Genomic DNA, 17782 nt, shown 5'->3' with positions numbered 1-17782 from the left:
CTAATATAAGTAATTAACCGTGAATTTATAAGTAGCCTTTGTGAAGCAATGTAAAAAGGGAGCCGAAGCTCCCTTTTATCACTTATTTTTCAAATAATTACTTTTGCTTACGACGACGCATGAATGCGAACGGTGCAGCAAGTAATGTTAACCACGCTAGTGAACCTGAAGAAGATTTTTTCTTCGGTTCTTCAACGACAGGAGCTGGATCAGCAATTGTATCATTTACAACAATAGAAACACTTGTTTCTTCTGATTCCATACCTGAGCTCTCACGTACAGTATAAGTAAAGCTATCTTCACCTGCGAACTGAGCATTAGGTTTATAGTCTATGGTACCATCTTCTTTCACTGTTGCTGTACCGTTGCTTGGTGCAGAAACAACTTTAACTGTTGAAGACTCAAGGCTACCCTTAACTTTCACACCTTTGTGGACAAGGAACTCTGCATTATCTAATTCCGAAGCAGCCTTACCATCAAACGTGAATCGAGATTCACCCATATCATTTTCTAATACATTGATATTGATAGTTTGCTCTTCATCAGTAACTACAGAATCTGCCGAAGTATAGTTGCTACGGTCTTTCGCAAATGCTTGATACTGAATTTCAACTGTACCACCTTGGGTTTGCTCAACCATATAACCTTGACCAAGAGCTGTCCCTGTTGGAACTGTACTTAGTGCAACACCGACACCACCATCAGCAGATTCAGCGCCAGCCGAATAAGCAGAAGGTAACGCTGGAACATCTATGTAATTAATACGTACTTCATCCGTACCTTCTTTCAAAATAACTTGGAAAGTGTACTTATCACCTGAAGTGCTAGCGTATTCTTCAACATCATGCCACTCAATAACAATGTGACCACTTTCAAGTGTTGCTATATACAGCTCACCACCGCCAGTTGCACCACCCGCTAAGTCATAATCGGCCCATAAAGGTGCAATAACACCATTTGGCGTACGAGTATTAGGGAATGCACGCGGAGACCACGCACCACTGACGTTCACATCACTACCAACAGCAACGAAACCATTATCAGAAACTGTAAATGCTGAATATTCTTTTCCATCATAGATAAAGTCAGCATCAACGGTTACCGTAAATTCATCACAACCATTTGGGCACGCAACAGCTGTTGCTCCAGCTTCTGCTAAAGAGAACGTACCTAACAAGTTATCATCAGAAAGAGTCATAACTTTAGGGTCTAACTTACCAGTCCATGTTAGTTCTTTATTATCTTCACTAACAGTTACTTCACCGGCTCCACGTGCAACTTCCACTAAAGGTGAAGTGCCTTTAAGTAGCTCTGCATTTTCATCAAGCTTAACATTAACGGTTAATTCGTTTTCAAAGCCAGAATTAGCAAATTTAACGCCTACTTTCGCAGGTGTTGATGAGTTTAAAGAATCAGCATCAACATTAGCGGTGAAGAAACTCGCATTTGTTTCTTCATTATCGTATATAGCAAATGGAAGGTGAGCTACCTGACCTGTTTCAGAGTGCGTCCATACAACATGACCAAAATTCCAACCTTTAACACTATTGTATGTTGAGTCAATATCTAAATTAAACTCTGCAATATCGGTGCGTGTCTCAGTATTATCTTCTCCAGTCGTCACAGAACCATTCGCTTCTAGAGTGATAGTGCTAGGCGATATAGAGATTTCTGCACCATCCATGTCTGTAACTACTTTAGCTGTCCACTCTCCCGAGGTGTCACTCATATTTTGCACAGTATTTTTGAAGCTACATACGCTTAGACAGCTAGGATCAGCATAAGAACCGTGACTAAATGTAAGCGACGCATTTAATGCACTAGGTACATCTAGGCGACCAGCACCAACATCAAAAGCATCTGCTTTAGTGACAAGATCTTCTTTATGAAGTCCATCCATCTTCGATGTACTCATTAAAGCGGTTTTGATCTGTACAGCATCCCATTCTGGGTGTGCTTGCTTAATAAGTGCAGCTGCACCCGCAACATGAGGGCTAGCCATACTAGTACCAGAGATTGCCGTGAATGTTAATCCATTTCCCTCATCTGGAGAGTATGCAGACAGGATGTCTGTACCTGGAGCAGCAATATCAGGTTTTAGGAAGCTTGGTTCACCGTTTGGTCCTCGTGAACTCGAAGAATTAACTGCATCAGTGAACTTAGCTACGATAGTTCTTTGCACACTTGGATCAAGAGTCGCGATAACAGGCTCTTCTGCTTCTTTCAATAACTCAACTAAGCTTAAACCATCTTCTTGGCTAATAGCTGAAGCTGGGATTGGAGCATCATCCATAGACATCCCCATCGCACCACCAGCAGCATTATTGTGAATAATCACTGCAGAAGCACCTGCTTTAGCTGCATTTTCAGCTTTAACACTAAAAGCACAAGCACCACGAGAGATTAACGCAACAGAATCAGCAAAACTAATTCCTTCCGCAAACTCTTCGCAACCCTCAAAGTTATCTGGTGCGATAACTTGTGCAGAGATAACCGGTAAAGAAAGCGTTTCTTTTAATAGGCCATTACTACCCTCAATACTTAAATAGCTTTCGCCATCAACCTCAATTTGCTGCGAAAAAAATCGGCCTGTTTGGGTATTTGCAACTGTTAAACCAGACTCGATACATCCTGGACAGCCAATTGTTTGTGGTCCATTACCATCATTACCTGCTGCAGTAACAACAACAACACCTGCTTCTTCTGCTGCTGTAAATAAGTCGCTGTAAGCACTTGATGCAGGGTTTGCTCCTGCACCACCACCCCATGAGTTATTAATAACATCTGCGCCGTCTTTAATTGCGGCTTCTAATGCAGACATAAGCGCGGTTGTAGTACCACTGCCGCGACCATCAGCTGTATGCCATAGTGCTTTATATGCCATCAGTTGAGCTGCAGGAGCTACACCAGAAATAGACACATTGTTACCCTGGTAGGTGATTTCCATTGGGTTACCAACCGCAGTACCAGCTACGTGCGTCCCGTGACCATCATAACCTAAAGGAGAGCCAATATACTCATCTGGATGAACACTAGAAGGAGTTGGACCAAAAGCACGTGCAACAATTAACTTGTTATTACAAAAGTCAGCTTCACCACCATCCATTCGACAATAATCAGGATTTGTTGCTAAGTAAGCAGCTTCTTCTTCACTGAACTCTGGAGCCGTAAAACCTACATCTGAAAACATAGGATTTTCAGGGCGAATACCTGAGTCAATAATCGCAACCTTAACACCTTTACCAGCTTCAGATTGACCACCTAATGCTTGCCACGCTTCAACACCTTTGATTACATCAATTGATGCGTCCATTACTGTATGATATTCAGTGTCTAGGAATACTTTTTTAACGCCTGGTAGTCTAGCCAGAGCTTCTCTTTGACCTTCAGCGCCCTCAATAACAACACCATTGAATAAAGTGCTAAACGTATGAGAAACAGCTCCACCACTTATAGATACAGCGTCACGAGCTACGCTCTTTTGCTTAGCTTTTAAGTAACTGCTGTACTTTAACGCTTGGTTTGAAGAAAGATTTAGCTTACTCTCCCCAGTTACCTCTGCAGAGGTAGCCTGTAGGCCGATGATTCCGCCTTTATAAGTTGCAAGAGGTTCATCCTCGAGTTGAATAATATAGCGAGTTTTATTGTTAATTGTTTTATCTTGAGAGTAACTTTTTACATTAGATATTTCAGGAACATAGCCCTTGTTAAGATCAAGTGTTGCTGCTGTAACACCATAAGACATCATTGCTAACCCAATAGCCGATGATAGAGCGGTTCGCTTCATTTTACTTGGAGACATCATTTTCCCTCGGATGAGTTTTATATTATTGTATTTACTCAATTCAATGATATTAGAATTGTTCGACGACTATAAAGCTCAAAAACACAAACTAGCAACAGCTTGGTTACAACAAAGTGATCCCTCTGCCGAAAAGAAACTGTAACAGACTGATTTAAATGGGTTAAATGTCAAACTTAAATTGTAAACCACTGTAAATAAAATATAACAATGAGCGGAGAGACTGATGAATTCAGAAGTTATCAACATTCTTACCATGGCAAAAGTAATTCAAACGGCTGTTGCACCCGTCTTTTTAATTACCGGTATTGCAGCAACATTAGGCGTGCTTTCCAACCGCTTGGCGCGTATTACCGATCGAGCGCGGCAGTTAGAACGCAAGCTTAAAGTCAGTACCGATGAAGACTTCAATAAGTCATTAACAACGGAGCTAAGGGCACTGTTGAAACGCTCTCGCTGCATCCATATTGCATTTAGTCTAAGTGTACTCAGTGCTTTATTAGTATGTGCTGTGGTTATGTGTCTATTTTTATCGCATATTCAATCTATCAACTTGAGCGTGACAATTGCTAGCTGCTTTGTGGCCGCTATGGCGCTGCTGATATGTGGATTTTTATCTTTACTATGCGAGGTTTTCTTAGCAACAAGAAGCATGCGCCGCGGCATGATCTTCGCTGATATTGATATAAATGATTAAATTAAACTTAAGTTAAGATTAACCGCAATACACTTGAATATTATATTGAGCTAAGATAAAACTCAGTTAGTTTACTTTTATGACATCTTAAGGGGCAAAAGGAATGAAATTAAAACAATTAGTAGTGGGTGCAATGCTTTCAACAATGGCACTAGGCGCTTCAGCAAATTCTGTATTTGAAGAGCCAAGCGATGCAATCGAGTATCGTCAGGCAGCATTTTCAATGATCCGCGTACAAATTGGTGACATGGGCGATATGCTAAAAGGGAAAGTACCTTTTGATGCAGAACGTTTTCAAAAGCGTGCTAACAATGCAGCGGCATTATCTAAAATGCCTTGGGAAGCTTTCGTAGCGGGTTCTGATAAAGGTGATACATCTGCGCTTGCAGCTGTATGGAGCGACAACGAAACCTTTATGAAAAAAGCAGTTGCTTTCCAACAATATGCTGATGAGCTAGCAGTTGCAGCGCAAAGTGGCGATAAAAAAGTAATTGGTAAAGCATTTGGCGCATGGGCTAAAGGCTGTAAAGATTGCCATAAGTCTTTCAAAGACTAGTTAAAAATTTAAACTAAAAAGGCGCTTATTAGCGCCTTTTTTAATGTCTTATACCAATTCGCTTAATTAAGTGGTCTATTTTGAGGCAATAGAACCTCGTTGATAGCAAGGCAAAAATTTCGTTATTTAGTTTGTTCTAAATCAGAAATTTTTAACGCAGGTAGCGACAGGTTTTATCCCTCAAAATGATTAAGTATTATTGCGGATTGGTATTAGATTACCTAGCCAAGCAAATAGCTGAGCGGCTCAGCACCCCAAGTCGTAAATAGCACCACTAAGCACACTGCAAAAATAACAAAAGCTATCAACGGTGATTTAGTAACAGGCTCAGTAACCGCAACTTGCTCACTATTACCCGTTAGCATAGGTTTCACTAAGTTTTTTCCCTTAATGCGGTAAATCACAATCGCTAATACATGCAACACAATGGCATACAACAAGATGTCAAAGTTTAAATGATGGAGCCAACCGGCAAACTCTACGGTATCTGAGGATACATGCGCCACCAGCGGGCCATCCGTTAAAATATCGTCACTGGTCATTAAGCCAGAGGTTAACTGTACGATGAGTAGCGCAAAAAAGGCTATCACCATATAACTACCCGCTGCGCCATGACCCGCTTTATGTTCATTGCTTGTAAATGACTTAATTGCAGCAACAGGAGAGTGAATAAGTGCAGAGAGCTTTGCCGTTTTACTACCAATAATGCCCCAAACAAGACGTGTAATAATAAGCGCTAGAGTGAAGTAGCCTGCAGTAAAATGCAGCTCCAACATACCTTCTTCAGCACTAAAATAGAGTGTTGCGATGGCGGCAACTAATAACCAATGGAAGCTTCTTATAAAGCCATCCCATACTTTAACTTTTGACATTGTAACTTTCCCTTTAAAAGATGCTAATGATTTCAGCAACAGGCTCGGCTATACATTATTGCAAACTTCAGTTATTTTGACACACCTCTATTTCAGCTGTTTTGATCTGAGCCATAACAACAAACATGAGCGATAAGATGCATAAATCAACAATAAGAGCCTTGCTAAAAGGATTTTTCGACATGCTCCCCTTATGCCTTGCGGTGTTACCTTGGGGAATTTTATGTGGCTCGTTAGCTGTTCAAAATGGCTTCAGTGCCCTAGAAACACAAGCTATGTCGTTGTTGGTATTTGCAGGTTCAGCACAGCTCGTTGCGATTGAATTAATGGCAGGCAATACGCCGCTTTTAACTATTTTATTTACCACACTCATTATTAGCTCACGGCACTTTTTATATGGTTTAGCTATTCGCCACAAAGTCATAGATCAACCCTTTCGTTGGCGACTGCCAGTGAGTTTTGTACTAACCGATGAATTATTTGCTTTTTCGCACCATCGCAAAGCGTACCGAACGAAAGTACGCCTTATTTATGCACTCAGTGCCGGTTTTAGTTTTTATATTGCATGGAATATCTGGACCTTGCTAGGTATTGTCGCAGGAAGCCTCCTTCCCGATTTAACACACCTAGGTCTTGATTTTGCCATCGCTGCCACGTTTATTGCTTTAGTTATTCCGGGTGTAAAGAACTTTGCAACACTGGCTACTGTGATCACCGCAGGCGTTGTTGCAACGCTATTAAAAAGTCAGGGCTTTCAACTTTGGCTTGTCACCGCGGCTCTTATCGCTATGACAGTGGGTTATCTAATTAGTCGCTGGCAAGCAAAAGAGGAGCATACACAATGATGGTCACCATTTTATTAATGGCGTGTATCACCTTCTTCACACGTTACTTATTTTTACACCGCGCATTACCATTTAAAGTTGGCCCGAAAATGCAGCAATTTTTAAGTTTTAGCGCCCCTGCCGTACTCACCGCAATTTGGGTGCCCATTGTGTTTATTAATGACGAAGGGATAAATCTAGATTGGCAAAATCCTTACCTAAGTGCTGCTGTTGTGTCTGTTATCGTGGCCTATAAAACACATAACATATACTACACAACACTGGCAGGAATGGGATTATTTATAATTTTAAGTTAGCTGCGATGCTTATCCCCAAGTAAGAAAAGCCGCTGATTAAAATTTACCCTTTTAGAAAAATGCCAAGCAAGTTAGAATCAATGCAACAATAATAAAAAGTTATCACTATGAGCGAATTTCACCAACTCTCAGCTACCAGCCTACAAGGCCAATCCGTTGACTTTTCTGATTTTGAAAACAAGGTCGTACTTGTTGTAAACACTGCAAGTAAATGTGGCTTCACTCCACAATATGAAGGCTTACAAGCACTGCATGAAAAGTATCATGAGCAAGGCTTAGTAATAATTGGTTTTCCTTGTAACCAATTTGGTAAACAAGAGCCTGGGGACGCGAAGGAAATTAAAGAAGGCTGCCTCATTAACTACGGCGTTAGCTTTTTAATGATGAGCAAAGTCGATGTGAATGGCGAACATGCTCACCCTGTTTTTAGATACCTAAAATCAGAGTTACCGGGGTTTATCACCCGCAAAATAAAATGGAACTTCACCAAATTTTTAATTGGTAAAGATGGCAAAGCAATTAAGCGATATGCGCCACTCACAAAGCCTGAACAGCTCGAATCAGACATCGCAGCTGCACTGGGCAAATAACAAAGTCTAAAAGCAATAAAGAGGCAAATTGCCTCTTTATCTAAATTTATGCTTAGTCGTTCAAGTACTCGTCAAAGTCGTCATCGCCTAAGTTTCTACGCAAGCGTTTTTGTTCAAGATAGTCTTCCAACTTCTTCTTAACGCGTTGCTTTTTCTTGTCGTGTTGATTACGCCCGACCATTTCGTACTCGTCTTCAACAAAATCGTCATCTAGCGCGTCATAACTAAATGTCTTACCCACAACCCACTCCATAAAGTGTTTGAGACCAATTCTTGAGATTAAAATTTGCTCGATGAATTGGCAAAGATTAAAAAGCTCAGTAGTAATTTAGTATCTAAAAAACCACCAAAATAAAGCCATACACCCATGCTAAATAGGTCATATGTCAATATTGTGAATAAATAGCGCTAAATTTGATTTCTGAAAAGTGAGAGTTTTTTATCGTTTCGATAAGAGTCATTTATGCATGTGTATTTTTTAGTTAATTTGACTAAAAAGTGGTTAAAAAATTATTGACCGCAATTTTCAAAAAATCATAAAAACACATCAAACCATTGAATTAATTTAACTTATAAATTATGGCATTCAATTTGATTATGTATTTGTGTCATTTCAAACAGGAAAGAAAAAAATGAAAAAGTTATTGTTAGTAAGTTCTTTATTTATCGCTACCAGCGCAATGGCTCATAACGATAATGATACAAATATTTCATTCAGCGGTGAGCAGTGTGATGTTGAATTTATAAATGATGTACGCATCACACCAAGCGAGTTAGAAGTATACACAGCCGATAATCGCACTATGAAAATCATCGATCAGCACACTTTATATATCGATGGTCAAGGCGTATCGCTTGATGCTTCACAACAGCAAGCAATTGCAGATTACTCAGACAGCTTACGCAGCCAACTTCCTGAAGTCGCCAATATCGCACTTGATGGCGTAAAAATAGCAGGCGTAGCAATTGAAGAAGTATCAAATGCTTTCAATATTGATGGCCTAAACGACATTTCAGAATTAATGGACGATATCAGTGTAGAAGTGCAAAACGCCTTCTATCAGCAAGGTGCGTTTACCATGGGTCAGCAAAATTTCGAAAAATTTGGCCAAAACTTTGAAGACCAGTTTGATGAGCAAATTGAATCGGCTGTCGAGTCAGCCATGATGCAATCGATGGGCAGCATTTTAGTGGCGCTAGGTTCTGAGCTTTTAGGTTCAGGTGGCGACATGGATGAGTTTGAGCAACGCATGGAAAACATGGGCGCACAAATAGAAGCACGCGTAGAAACACAGGCAGCTCAACTTGAAGAACGAGCAGATGCATTATGCAGCAGCTTTGCTGATATCGCTCATAAAGAGCAAGAGTTAGTGGTGCTAGTACCAGAACTAAAAGAGTATCAACTATTTACTTTCAAGCAGAACGCAGAGTAATGAATTAACATCCCTGAACCAAAACACTTGGTCCTTTCGCGCAGAGCTTGCTCTGCGCTTTTTTATTTTTTGGCCAGCACAGTCAGCTGCGATAACGTTTTAATCGCCTGCTCTAAACTCTCAGACCAAGGCAAGCCATAACTTAAACGAAAACAGCTACGGTACTTTTTACCCGCTGAGAATATCAACCCCGGAGTAATACTGATCCCCGCCTCTAGTGCCAGATGAAATAACTTTACCGCATCATATTGGCTACCAAGGTCAACCCAGATAACACAGCCCCCTTGCGGGTTACTTATACGCGCACAACTTGGCATATATTGCTGCAGGCACCAAATCATACGCTCTTTGTTGGTACTTAAGCGCTGTCTAAGCAAACGAATGTTACGGTCGTACTCACCGCTGGCTATAAACTCATACAAGGTCCACTGGTTTATAAGTGGCGCAGAGCAACTAAGCGCTCGTTTATGTCGCCTTGCTTGCTCTGCAAACTTACCGGCAATGATCCAACCAATGCGGTAACTAGGTGCGGCTGTTTTTGAAAACGACGCGCAGGTGATCACTAAGCCCTTTTTTGAATAGGCCTGTGCAGGCGTCGCACGCTTTGCCGTAAAATGTAAGTCGCCATAAACATCATCCTCAATAAGTACCACATCACGCTGCTCTAACAGTGCCACTAATTGCTCACGCTTGGCATCAGGCATAAAGCTGCCAACAGGGTTATTTAATGAGGTAGAAAACACACAGGCTTTTATATCATGCTCATCGAGTGCTTGAGCCAAGTCATCTAACCATATTCCTTCATCAGGACACAGCGGTATTTCCAGTGCCTTTAAACCTAAGCTTTCAATTAATTCGATAATGCCAAAATAACAAGGCGACTCGATAGCAATAACATCACCGGGTTTAGCGACACACTTAAGGGCAATCGCCAATGCCTCTTGAGCACCATTGGTGATCACTAATTCATCGCTATCAACCCCAATACCAAAGTCTAGATAGCGATGAATGAGTTGTTTTTTAAGTGGTGCAAAGCCATCCATCGGGCCGTAATTAATGGCCGATGCGCCAGCCAGTGTCATGACTCGGCGCATTGTTCGTGCCAGTGCTTTATCTGTCGGTGCAGCAGCCACAGGGTTGGCGATACCAAATGGCACCACATTAGCTTTGTGGATAGCGCTGTAGACTTGCTCAATCAAGCCTTGCTTATTGACTGTGGTAGGCTCTCGACTGAGCCTAACTCGCTTTGGTCGAGACTGATTTAACTGTGATGACTTTAAAAAGTACCCTGACTTTTCTCTGGCTTCGATCAGCCCTTGCCCTTCAAGTAATTGATACGCTTGCTTTACAGTAGGAATACTGATGTTGAGCTTGTCTGCCATTTTTCTGAGCGAAGGTAACTTTTCACCCGGTAATAACGAACCTTGCAAGCAAAGATCTCTAACTAGCTGAATAACTTGTTGATATAAGAACTCACTGTTACTACGACTGATAACTTGTGACATAGCCCACCAAACTGTATAGGTTGCATTTCTAGTTTTCTGTATATGTTAAGTATACAGAAGAGGATTAAAATGAACATACTTTCAATTTTTGGGTACTAACTATGAAAAGCGCCGCTCTTTACCTTGCTACAGTACTGATCTGGGGATCGACTTGGCTAGCTATTGAGTTTCAACTGGGTGATGTTGCTGTTGAGGTCTCTTTATTTTATCGCTTTGCCATTGCAGCCATTTTAATGTGGGCCTTTGTGCTGGTAAAAAAACTCCCTATGCAATATTCACTGCGCGATCACGGATTTTTTGCATTATTGGCTTTATTTAACTTTGGTTTAAATTATTTAGTGCTGTATTGGGCGCAGAACTATCTCACCTCAGCAATGGCCTCAATTGCCTTTTCGATGTTGCTATTAATGAACATTATTAACACCCGCTTGTTCTTCGCAAAACCAATTGCGAAACGAATTTACTTTGGTGCTTTACTCGGTGTAATGGGTATTTCCAGCTTGTTTTGGCCACAAATTCAGCAATTCGACTTGAGTAATGGTGCGTTGGTCGGGTTACTACTTGCGCTGTCTGGGACCTTTGTGGCTTCATTGGGGAATATGATCAGTGTTCGAAACTCTCAGCGTAATATTGGCGTACTTCAAGGCAATGCCTGGGGTATGTTATACAGCGCTTTAGGGCTAGCAGCTTATGTTTTAGTAAGCGACGTTGAGCTGACATTGAATGCCCCAACCAGCTATTGGGTATCGCTCTTCTATTTAGCAGTATTTGGTACCGTAATCGCATTTGCTTGTTACTTCGCGCTACTTAAAAATATCGGCCCTGAGCGAGCAAGCTATGTAATCGTATTATTCCCACTGGTTGCAGTGGTCTTAAGTACCTTATTTGAAGGATTTGAATGGCAAGCAAATACCTTTATGGGTTTTAGCCTAGTGTTATTCGGTAATGCTATCGTGCTGACTCCAACTCAACAAATTAAAGCATTTTTTGCTGCACGTAATCTGCAGCAAAAAAGCTCCGTCCCCAGTTAGAAGTGACTATGTCGCCTCTAACACCAAGCGCTGGCAAATTTTGCCGGCGCTTTTTTATGGCACATGAAAACGAAGTGCTTGTTTGTGAATCTTAACTTTAGCCGGAGTAAAACCAACGAGCTCACCATCGGCTTCTATAGCCAGTCCTTTCGTGGTGATCTCGGCAGTCGTTAAACAGGTATATTCCAGCGCGTGCAAACTATGATGCTTTACGAGCAGTAAATACAAAAAGCTGATCAGGTTTTTCAATAAACCGCCAGCTGGCATGCAGTAGCAATCAAGCTGACCATCATTTAACTTTGCCCGAGGGGCAATCTTTAAGCCACCACCAAAGTAATGATGATTAGCAAAAATCGTCGCTAAATTACTGTAGTTGAGTGCTTTACCATTAAACTCCCCCTTAAGTGAGCGTGCCCGAAATGAAAATAGCTGTTTGATGCCCTGCCAAGTGTAGCCAAACGAGCTGAAACTTCCGGCTTTATTTAGTTGCGTCACGACTTCAGCGTCAAACCCTATTCCCGCCACATTAATAAAATAGCGCTGATTGATTTGTCCAACATCGATTAATTCTGTACGGCTATTAAAAACAGCCTCATACCAAGCCTGTTTTTTACACGTAAAGCCACGCGCAAAATCATTTCCTGTGCCTGCTGGAATTAACGCGATAGAACAGCGACTCGACATTAATGCATTAACAGCTAAATGCAGCGTCCCATCACCACCAATCACCACAACTTGACTCTGGTTTTTAGCCAAATGCGTAATATCAGCGCAATCATTCTCAAACTTGCCTGTGGTTAAATACAATTCAGGCTCAATCTGTCTTTTTTTACATTCTTTTAGTAGCCAATCAACACTGTTTTTATGATTTTTTTTGTCACTTGGCTTTATTATTATCAACATCAACGGTTACTTCTTTTCTTACATGGCAAAAACACCACGCTCGTTCAAATTATATTAATCTGAATAATTAGTCACTTTCTCACTCTAAAAACGCATAAATAAAAACACCAAAAGCTAAAAACCTTTATTTACTTATACTTCAACGCAAACACAATTGCATAAGCATGCAGCGCAATGTGTATTTAAAAACTTAACCCCATGTTAATAAAAGACTTTCGGATTAGAAAAAGTTATCCGACAGACTAAATTTTTATCGTTTTATTTTTGTTCAGTTTGATTGCAAAATACTCACGTTTTCAACCAAACACAACCCGGAGCAAAGTAATGAACCCAATTAATACATTAAACCAAAACGCTGCAACTCATGTTGCCGTAAAACCAACAAACCGCAAAGCAAAAATGTTGGCAAAACTAAATCGCTACGGCAAAAAGTTAGCTCTTGGCGGCGCAGTACAACACAAGTAATCCCCAACCATGGTTACTTTATCGGTGCAGTAAACACCCAACCACTAACGAAGATCCTTCTTTAGCTCCTCCGTTTACTGCCCCAACCCCCTTCTTTTAAGTTAAAAACAGCAAATAATTAAACCTTTTTACAAAAAACACCCTCTTTACGCTCAAAAAACAAGCAAACAAACTTTTTCCTATTTACACAGCCGATTCAGCTAAGTATTATTCTCGCATCACGATGTGGAGAGATGGCAGAGTGGTCGAATGCACCGGTCTTGAAAACCGGCAGGGGTTTGTAGCCCCTCTAGGGTTCAAATCCCTATCTCTCCACCACTTATTTTTATTTGTTGATTTATTTCAGCAAATTACAATCAGAATTATGCGCTGGAGAGGTGGCCGAGTGGCCGAAGGCGCTCCCCTGCTAAGGGAGTATAGGGTTTGTAGCTCTATCGAGGGTTCGAATCCCTCCTTCTCCACCATTTTATTATTAAAAACCGCTTTTTAGCGGTTTTTTTTTATGTCCGAAAACTTGCACTCCTCATTATATTTCATGCATGCTAAGTATCTATTTGCTACACAAAGTGATGCTATGTTTCGTTTTGCATTTTTTACTCTTGCTCTATTTGCCAGCACCAACAGTCAAGCCACTATTTATAAGTGCATGATTGACGGGGTTGCCACCTTTACAGAGCAGCCTTGTGGTAAAGATGCAGCAATAGTAAAAATTGCACCACCACCCGCAAGTAACCAACCCCCAGCCACAGAGCAGCCGCCAAATCCGCAAAAGCCTGCAGACTTAAGTGTTGAAGATTATTTAAACATCCAGAAAGCCGATCGCGAAATAGCCCGCCTTCAGTTAGAGATCAAAGAACTACAAAAACAGCAGAGTGAGCGCATTGGTAAACTCAGCAATATGACACAAGATGCCGCAAACAGGTTAGGCGCAGCGTCTATTGATGATGCTATTAGCAAACAAAGCGAACGTATTAATGCTTATTATAAAAGCCAAATCGCCCCCCTCGAAAAGCAAGTATCACAGCTAGAAGAAACCAAAAAACAGCTCAAAGAACGAGCCTCACAATCCAATTAGTCTAGCTTACCAAAACTGGTCAGACATGATATAACAAGATTTGCTGATTAAGTTTAGGGATCAATCGTTTTGCAAATTCATACGCTCGAAGGTTATATCCAAAATATCTATTTGGTTGAATACCCAGATAAATTGATGCTACTTGATGGTTGTTGCCGTGCTGATGTTGATACTGTATTTGACTATATTACCGAACAACTCAAGCGCCCCATCACAGACTTAAAACTAATAGTAGTCACCCATATGCACCCTGATCATGCCGGTGGAGCGCATGCATTAAGAAAGTTAAGTGGTGGAAAAATAGCGACGTCGAACGCCCCTGGGCAATGGTATAGAGGCATTGATGGTTTCTTAATGCATTTAACCGATATTGCTTTGGCTTGGTGGGTCGCCGGTAGGTTAAATAAAAAACGCCATAATCTTTGGTACAGCCGCCATTTAGATGCTGACTATTACCTTGCCACTGATGCAACCCTACCCGGCTTTGACGATTGGCAAGCACTGCATAGCCCAGGTCATACCGACCGAGATATTAGTCTGTATCATATTCCTAGCGAGCGAATTTACATTGCTGATTTATTGGTAAAAGTAAAAGGGCAGCTTGTGCCACCCTTTCCTGTTTTTTACCCAAAGCTGTATTTAAACTCTTTGTTGATGCTAAAAGCGCTGCAACCAAAACGGATTATGTTTGCCCACAGTAACGAAGTTAGTATTGATGACATCGACTTTGAGCAAATTTTAGCGCTGGTCCCCGAAAAACCAATGACGCACTGGCGTTCTGTCAAAGCAAAGGCTCGACAAGCTCTTAACGTAATACCAACTCGCAATAACACTTAATTAAGCGTTTTGTTATAAGGCCCTTTTCACAGTTGTGATAAAAGTATCGATATCCTGCTGATCATTATAAATATGAGCAGAGACTCTTAAGCCTAAGTGACGTTCATCAACTGCAATATTCGCTGCAATAAGCGCAGCTTTTACAGCCGCTTGTTGCTCACCAAAATGCATAATGGCTGTTCCAGAACATTTGTCATCCTGTATTGGTGAACGCACATAATCAGCTAATTGATCATGAAACTGCGCGAGCATTGCTAAGTTATGAGCGCGTACTTTCTCAATACCAAGATCAGCAAAGTAATTAATACTATGCGAAGCCAAAATATAAGGTGCAACTGAAGGGGTACCGCCCCAAAAGCGCAACGCGGTTTGATGATAAGCAAAGTGCTTAATATCAAACTCAAACGGATTTTGATGAGAAAACCAGCCAACATCTTGTGGCTGACAAAGTGATAGCTGCTTGCGGTTAACCCATAAATAAGCAGCACCCGGTCCACCACATAGCCATTTGACACTCGAGCCCAACATAAAATCGGCATCAAGCTTAGTTAAGTCGACCTCTAAAATGCCCGCAGACTGTGCAACATCAAGTAAGCTCAATGCGTTGTGTTGTTTCGCGATATTTATAATTTCGTGAATAGGCGCTTGCTGACCCGTGTTTGAATAAACATGGCTAATAAAGACTAAATCAATATCATTTTTCGCTAAATATGACTGCCAAACCTGAACATCGGTTAAGTCTTCATGCTTACCAATAAACACGATTTCAGCACTTTCAGGTAGAGCTTTTTGCATTGCAAAACCCATGCTTGGAAAATCACTTTCTGCCATCAACACTTTGCAATTTTCTTGTTGCAGTCGCGGGTGCGACATCAACAGCTTAGTTAAACCACTCGATAAGTTAACTTGTGGGCAAAATAGCTCACTGTGCGAGTTAAATAATTTAGCGAGACTACTCGTAAACGCCTCAACACCTTGCAGCCACTGTTGCCATGGCTCTTTATTTTCATTTTGCCAAGCGGCAAAAAACTGCTGATGAAAATGCTGCTCAGCAGATTTTAATGGTCTTCCAACAGAGTGGTTAAGCAAATAGCTGCCTTGTGGAATTACAAAATCGTTTTTGTTCATTACTTAATCCACTGTTTTAACTTAGTTAAGTCATCGAAACGGGTGCGAATATCATCCCGCTTTGCTGCCGCACGGCGATCACGCAACTGCTCTAGTGAGTTTAGTAACACATGCAAAGGCGGCCCACTGGCTGTGACTTTATCCATATGTTGTTGCTGCATTTGCTGTGAAGGCTGCGCTATGTATTTACTGACCAATTGATTATGGTGGCCAATGGCAGTATCACCATGCAGTTTACACACTTGAATGAACAGCTTTAATTTAGTTTGTAACCATTCACTATCGCGCTCAGCTTCTGCGGCTAAGAAGTCATCCATAATACTTGTCATACGCATGCTTTCACGCAGGATCTGCTGATCTTCAGGCATCATATACAAGAATTTATCCACCAGCATTTGCGAGTAACTAGGTTCATTAGCAAAACAAAGACCAAGCAATAAATCGATGACATTTATGCCCGCAAAATCACCGGCGTTCGCACCTCGATATACCTCTTTACCTACTCGATACGGCTTGTAATACGGACGTACACAATAGAAAAAGCGGTCTGTGTCGAGCTTGTTGTATAGCGTATTGTTCGACTCAATCACATCAAGCAGCGCTTGTTTTGCTACTGTGAGTAAATCAGCCGTGATAGGGTGCGATATCCCTAATGGCTGAATTTTTAATAAAGCATCTGCCGCTCGCTTATACGCTAAAATGCCCTTAGTGTTGTAATCGACAAAGATTTTCTCATCTTCAAGGTCAGTAAAGCGCTTATACAAACCATCAACCGCTTTATTGTGGGTGGTTAAATGCGCCGTTGCAAAACGCGGGGTTACACCAATAGATGCACCAATGTGCATTGCCAACGCAGAGGCTTCAACAAGCGGTGAACTTGTTTCACGAGAAGGCTCAGTGATTTCATGTCGACGGCATGCCGCCATATACAAACCAACATTACCTAATAAGTCAAAGGCATTATCAAAGCCTTCATCGGTATTGCCCTCTGCCAGTAAGGCACGAATATGCTCATTACCCTCTTGCTCTAATTGACATTTAAGGTGCTCACCGACACCCTCTACATTCGCTTTATCGTCTTGTTGCCAATATAGTTTTTCTAATTCGCTGTTGATCTCAACAAAACGGGTGCGAAGCCAGCTATCAAATGCCTTGGTGTTCTCAGTCACAGGCTCACTCCAAAATAATTATATTGCGATAATGTTAACAGAGTTCAATGAGTGCTAATCGCCAAAATATAGACTAGAATCCATCTAGATTAGTGAAAATCACTCAATTAAAAATGAAATTAGATAAAAAAGACCAACAATTACTTAATGCTTTACAAGATAATGCGAGAACTTCTGTCTCGGAGCTGGCCCAGTCTGTTAGCCTGTCAGATACCCCTTGCCTTCGCCGCATTAAAAAGCTCGAATCAGCAAATGTGATCAGTGGTTACCATGCTGCCATCAATCCTAAAGCCGTTGATTTAAATGTGTCTGTTTATGCCTTTGTGCGCTTAAACCAAAACTCTGTTGCCGCTGCTGAGCAATTTGAACAGCAGGTTGAGAAGCTAGAACATGTGCTTGAGTGCTCTGTTATTTCAGGCAGTTATGATTACTTGCTGAAGATCGTTGCTGCTGATTTAGAAAGCTATGAAAGCTTTGTGAAACATAAATTAGGTAGTATTGATTGTATTGCCAACATCGAATCGACTGTGGTTTTAAAACAAGCGTTCACTAAGCGTCATTTACCGCTCGCTTGACGC

18 protein-coding genes and 2 tRNA genes are annotated in these 17782 nt (G+C 41.3%); 13 read left to right on the top strand and 7 right to left on the bottom strand.

What is annotated here, in order from left to right:
- Positions 1 to 97 precede the first annotated feature (97 nt).
- Complete coding sequence (locus AOG27_RS19315) at positions 98 to 3802, bottom strand: S8 family serine peptidase (RefSeq protein ID WP_054554629.1); 3705 nt, start codon at positions 3800 to 3802, stop codon at positions 98 to 100.
- 226 nt (positions 3803 to 4028) lie between these two features.
- Here AOG27_RS19315 and AOG27_RS19310 point away from each other — a divergent pair, with 226 nt between their 5' ends.
- Positions 4029 to 4499 (top strand): DUF2721 domain-containing protein, encoded by a 471-nt coding sequence (locus AOG27_RS19310; RefSeq protein ID WP_054554628.1) that lies wholly within the window; start codon positions 4029 to 4031, stop codon positions 4497 to 4499.
- Between the two features lie 103 nt (positions 4500 to 4602).
- Positions 4603 to 5055 (top strand): c-type cytochrome, encoded by a 453-nt coding sequence (locus AOG27_RS19305; protein ID WP_054554627.1) that lies wholly within the window; start codon positions 4603 to 4605, stop codon positions 5053 to 5055.
- Positions 5056 to 5276: 221 nt separating this feature from the next.
- Here AOG27_RS19305 and AOG27_RS19300 read toward each other — a convergent pair whose 3' ends face one another.
- Positions 5277 to 5927 (bottom strand): cytochrome b/b6 domain-containing protein, encoded by a 651-nt coding sequence (locus AOG27_RS19300; protein ID WP_054554626.1) that lies wholly within the window; start codon positions 5925 to 5927, stop codon positions 5277 to 5279.
- A 137-nt stretch (positions 5928 to 6064) separates the two neighbouring features.
- Between AOG27_RS19300 and AOG27_RS19295 the strand changes: the two genes are divergently transcribed.
- From AOG27_RS19295 to AOG27_RS19285, 3 genes are all read left to right on the top strand, one after another.
- Positions 6065 to 6772, top strand: a complete 708-nt coding sequence (locus AOG27_RS19295; protein ID WP_054554684.1) for an AzlC family ABC transporter permease — start codon at positions 6065 to 6067, stop codon at positions 6770 to 6772.
- Positions 6769 to 7068 carry an AzlD domain-containing protein gene (locus AOG27_RS19290; RefSeq protein ID WP_054554625.1) on the top strand — a complete coding sequence of 100 codons (300 nt, stop codon included), beginning with the start codon at positions 6769 to 6771 and terminating at the stop codon, positions 7066 to 7068. Before AOG27_RS19295 ends, AOG27_RS19290 begins: the two co-directional genes overlap by 4 nt.
- Positions 7069 to 7175: 107 nt before the next feature.
- Positions 7176 to 7658 carry a glutathione peroxidase gene (locus tag AOG27_RS19285; protein WP_054554624.1) on the top strand — a complete coding sequence of 161 codons (483 nt, stop codon included), beginning with the start codon at positions 7176 to 7178 and terminating at the stop codon, positions 7656 to 7658.
- A gap of 52 nt (positions 7659 to 7710) precedes the next feature.
- On the opposite strand, the gene AOG27_RS19280 is transcribed toward AOG27_RS19285, so the two are convergent.
- Positions 7711 to 7899 carry a PA3496 family putative envelope integrity protein gene (locus tag AOG27_RS19280; RefSeq protein WP_082389337.1) on the bottom strand — a complete coding sequence of 63 codons (189 nt, stop codon included), beginning with the start codon at positions 7897 to 7899 and terminating at the stop codon, positions 7711 to 7713.
- 391 nt (positions 7900 to 8290) lie between these two features.
- On the opposite strand from AOG27_RS19280, the gene AOG27_RS19275 reads away from it, so the two are divergent.
- Complete coding sequence (locus tag AOG27_RS19275) at positions 8291 to 9091, top strand: YggN family protein (RefSeq protein ID WP_054554622.1); 801 nt, start codon at positions 8291 to 8293, stop codon at positions 9089 to 9091.
- 62 nt (positions 9092 to 9153) lie between these two features.
- Here the strand turns inward: AOG27_RS19275 and AOG27_RS19270 are convergent, their stop codons facing one another.
- On the bottom strand, positions 9154 to 10596 hold the full coding sequence (locus tag AOG27_RS19270) for a PLP-dependent aminotransferase family protein (RefSeq protein WP_054554621.1): 1443 nt from the start codon (positions 10594 to 10596) through the stop codon (positions 9154 to 9156).
- A gap of 101 nt (positions 10597 to 10697) precedes the next feature.
- On the opposite strand from AOG27_RS19270, the gene AOG27_RS19265 reads away from it, so the two are divergent.
- Positions 10698 to 11627, top strand: a complete 930-nt coding sequence (locus tag AOG27_RS19265) for a DMT family transporter (protein ID WP_054554620.1) — start codon at positions 10698 to 10700, stop codon at positions 11625 to 11627.
- 54 nt (positions 11628 to 11681) lie between these two features.
- Here AOG27_RS19265 and AOG27_RS19260 read toward each other — a convergent pair whose 3' ends face one another.
- Positions 11682 to 12530 carry a diacylglycerol/lipid kinase family protein gene (locus AOG27_RS19260; protein ID WP_054554619.1) on the bottom strand — a complete coding sequence of 283 codons (849 nt, stop codon included), beginning with the start codon at positions 12528 to 12530 and terminating at the stop codon, positions 11682 to 11684.
- Positions 12531 to 12854: 324 nt separating this feature from the next.
- Between AOG27_RS19260 and AOG27_RS21660 the strand changes: the two genes are divergently transcribed.
- The 5 genes from AOG27_RS21660 (at position 12855) to AOG27_RS19240 (ending at position 14907) form a co-directional block, all read left to right on the top strand.
- Complete coding sequence (locus AOG27_RS21660) at positions 12855 to 12995, top strand: hypothetical protein (protein WP_166341396.1); 141 nt, start codon at positions 12855 to 12857, stop codon at positions 12993 to 12995.
- A gap of 227 nt (positions 12996 to 13222) precedes the next feature.
- Positions 13223 to 13313: transfer RNA gene (locus tag AOG27_RS19255), tRNA-Ser, on the top strand.
- 53 nt (positions 13314 to 13366) lie between these two features.
- A tRNA-Ser gene (locus AOG27_RS19250) sits at positions 13367 to 13459 on the top strand.
- Between the two features lie 110 nt (positions 13460 to 13569).
- Positions 13570 to 14070, top strand: a complete 501-nt coding sequence (locus AOG27_RS19245) for a DUF4124 domain-containing protein (protein WP_054554618.1) — start codon at positions 13570 to 13572, stop codon at positions 14068 to 14070.
- A 69-nt stretch (positions 14071 to 14139) separates the two neighbouring features.
- Positions 14140 to 14907, top strand: a complete 768-nt coding sequence (locus AOG27_RS19240) for an MBL fold metallo-hydrolase (RefSeq protein ID WP_054554617.1) — start codon at positions 14140 to 14142, stop codon at positions 14905 to 14907.
- Between the two features lie 12 nt (positions 14908 to 14919).
- Here AOG27_RS19240 and AOG27_RS19235 read toward each other — a convergent pair whose 3' ends face one another.
- Positions 14920 to 16035 (bottom strand): aminotransferase class V-fold PLP-dependent enzyme, encoded by a 1116-nt coding sequence (locus tag AOG27_RS19235; protein WP_054554616.1) that lies wholly within the window; start codon positions 16033 to 16035, stop codon positions 14920 to 14922.
- Positions 16035 to 17204, bottom strand: coding sequence for a PrnB family protein (locus AOG27_RS19230; protein WP_054554615.1), 1170 nt, complete (start codon positions 17202 to 17204; stop codon positions 16035 to 16037). Before AOG27_RS19230 ends, AOG27_RS19235 begins: the two co-directional genes overlap by 1 nt.
- 113 nt (positions 17205 to 17317) lie before the next feature.
- On the opposite strand from AOG27_RS19230, the gene AOG27_RS19225 reads away from it, so the two are divergent.
- On the top strand, positions 17318 to 17779 hold the full coding sequence (locus tag AOG27_RS19225) for an Lrp/AsnC family transcriptional regulator (protein ID WP_054554614.1): 462 nt from the start codon (positions 17318 to 17320) through the stop codon (positions 17777 to 17779).
- The last annotated feature ends 3 nt before the right edge of the window (positions 17780 to 17782 follow it).

It is taken from the genome of Pseudoalteromonas lipolytica, assembly GCF_001306915.1.
Lineage (GTDB): Bacteria > Pseudomonadota > Gammaproteobacteria > Enterobacterales > Alteromonadaceae > Pseudoalteromonas > Pseudoalteromonas simplex.
This window is presented reverse-complemented; position numbering and strand designations above follow the sequence as displayed.

What these genes read in the sequence shown, in the direction of transcription:
- AOG27_RS21660 (WP_166341396.1), top strand. Translation starts at nt 12,855, where the DNA reads ATGAACCCAATTAATACATTAAACCAAAACGCTGCAACTCATGTTGCC.
- AOG27_RS19290 (WP_054554625.1), top strand. Translation starts at nt 6,769, where the DNA reads ATGATGGTCACCATTTTATTAATGGCGTGTATCACCTTCTTCACACGT.
- AOG27_RS19245 (WP_054554618.1), top strand. Translation starts at nt 13,570, where the DNA reads ATGTTTCGTTTTGCATTTTTTACTCTTGCTCTATTTGCCAGCACCAAC.
- AOG27_RS19265 (WP_054554620.1), top strand. Translation starts at nt 10,698, where the DNA reads ATGAAAAGCGCCGCTCTTTACCTTGCTACAGTACTGATCTGGGGATCG.
- AOG27_RS19295 (WP_054554684.1), top strand. Translation starts at nt 6,065, where the DNA reads ATGCATAAATCAACAATAAGAGCCTTGCTAAAAGGATTTTTCGACATG.
- AOG27_RS19270 (WP_054554621.1), bottom strand. Translation starts at nt 10,596, where the DNA reads ATGTCACAAGTTATCAGTCGTAGTAACAGTGAGTTCTTATATCAACAA.
- AOG27_RS19260 (WP_054554619.1), bottom strand. Translation starts at nt 12,530, where the DNA reads ATGTTGATAATAATAAAGCCAAGTGACAAAAAAAATCATAAAAACAGT.
- AOG27_RS19225 (WP_054554614.1), top strand. Translation starts at nt 17,318, where the DNA reads ATGAAATTAGATAAAAAAGACCAACAATTACTTAATGCTTTACAAGAT.
- AOG27_RS19310 (WP_054554628.1), top strand. Translation starts at nt 4,029, where the DNA reads ATGAATTCAGAAGTTATCAACATTCTTACCATGGCAAAAGTAATTCAA.
- AOG27_RS19315 (WP_054554629.1), bottom strand. Translation starts at nt 3,802, where the DNA reads ATGTCTCCAAGTAAAATGAAGCGAACCGCTCTATCATCGGCTATTGGG.
- AOG27_RS19300 (WP_054554626.1), bottom strand. Translation starts at nt 5,927, where the DNA reads ATGTCAAAAGTTAAAGTATGGGATGGCTTTATAAGAAGCTTCCATTGG.
- AOG27_RS19275 (WP_054554622.1), top strand. Translation starts at nt 8,291, where the DNA reads ATGAAAAAGTTATTGTTAGTAAGTTCTTTATTTATCGCTACCAGCGCA.
- AOG27_RS19285 (WP_054554624.1), top strand. Translation starts at nt 7,176, where the DNA reads ATGAGCGAATTTCACCAACTCTCAGCTACCAGCCTACAAGGCCAATCC.
- AOG27_RS19235 (WP_054554616.1), bottom strand. Translation starts at nt 16,035, where the DNA reads ATGAACAAAAACGATTTTGTAATTCCACAAGGCAGCTATTTGCTTAAC.
- AOG27_RS19305 (WP_054554627.1), top strand. Translation starts at nt 4,603, where the DNA reads ATGAAATTAAAACAATTAGTAGTGGGTGCAATGCTTTCAACAATGGCA.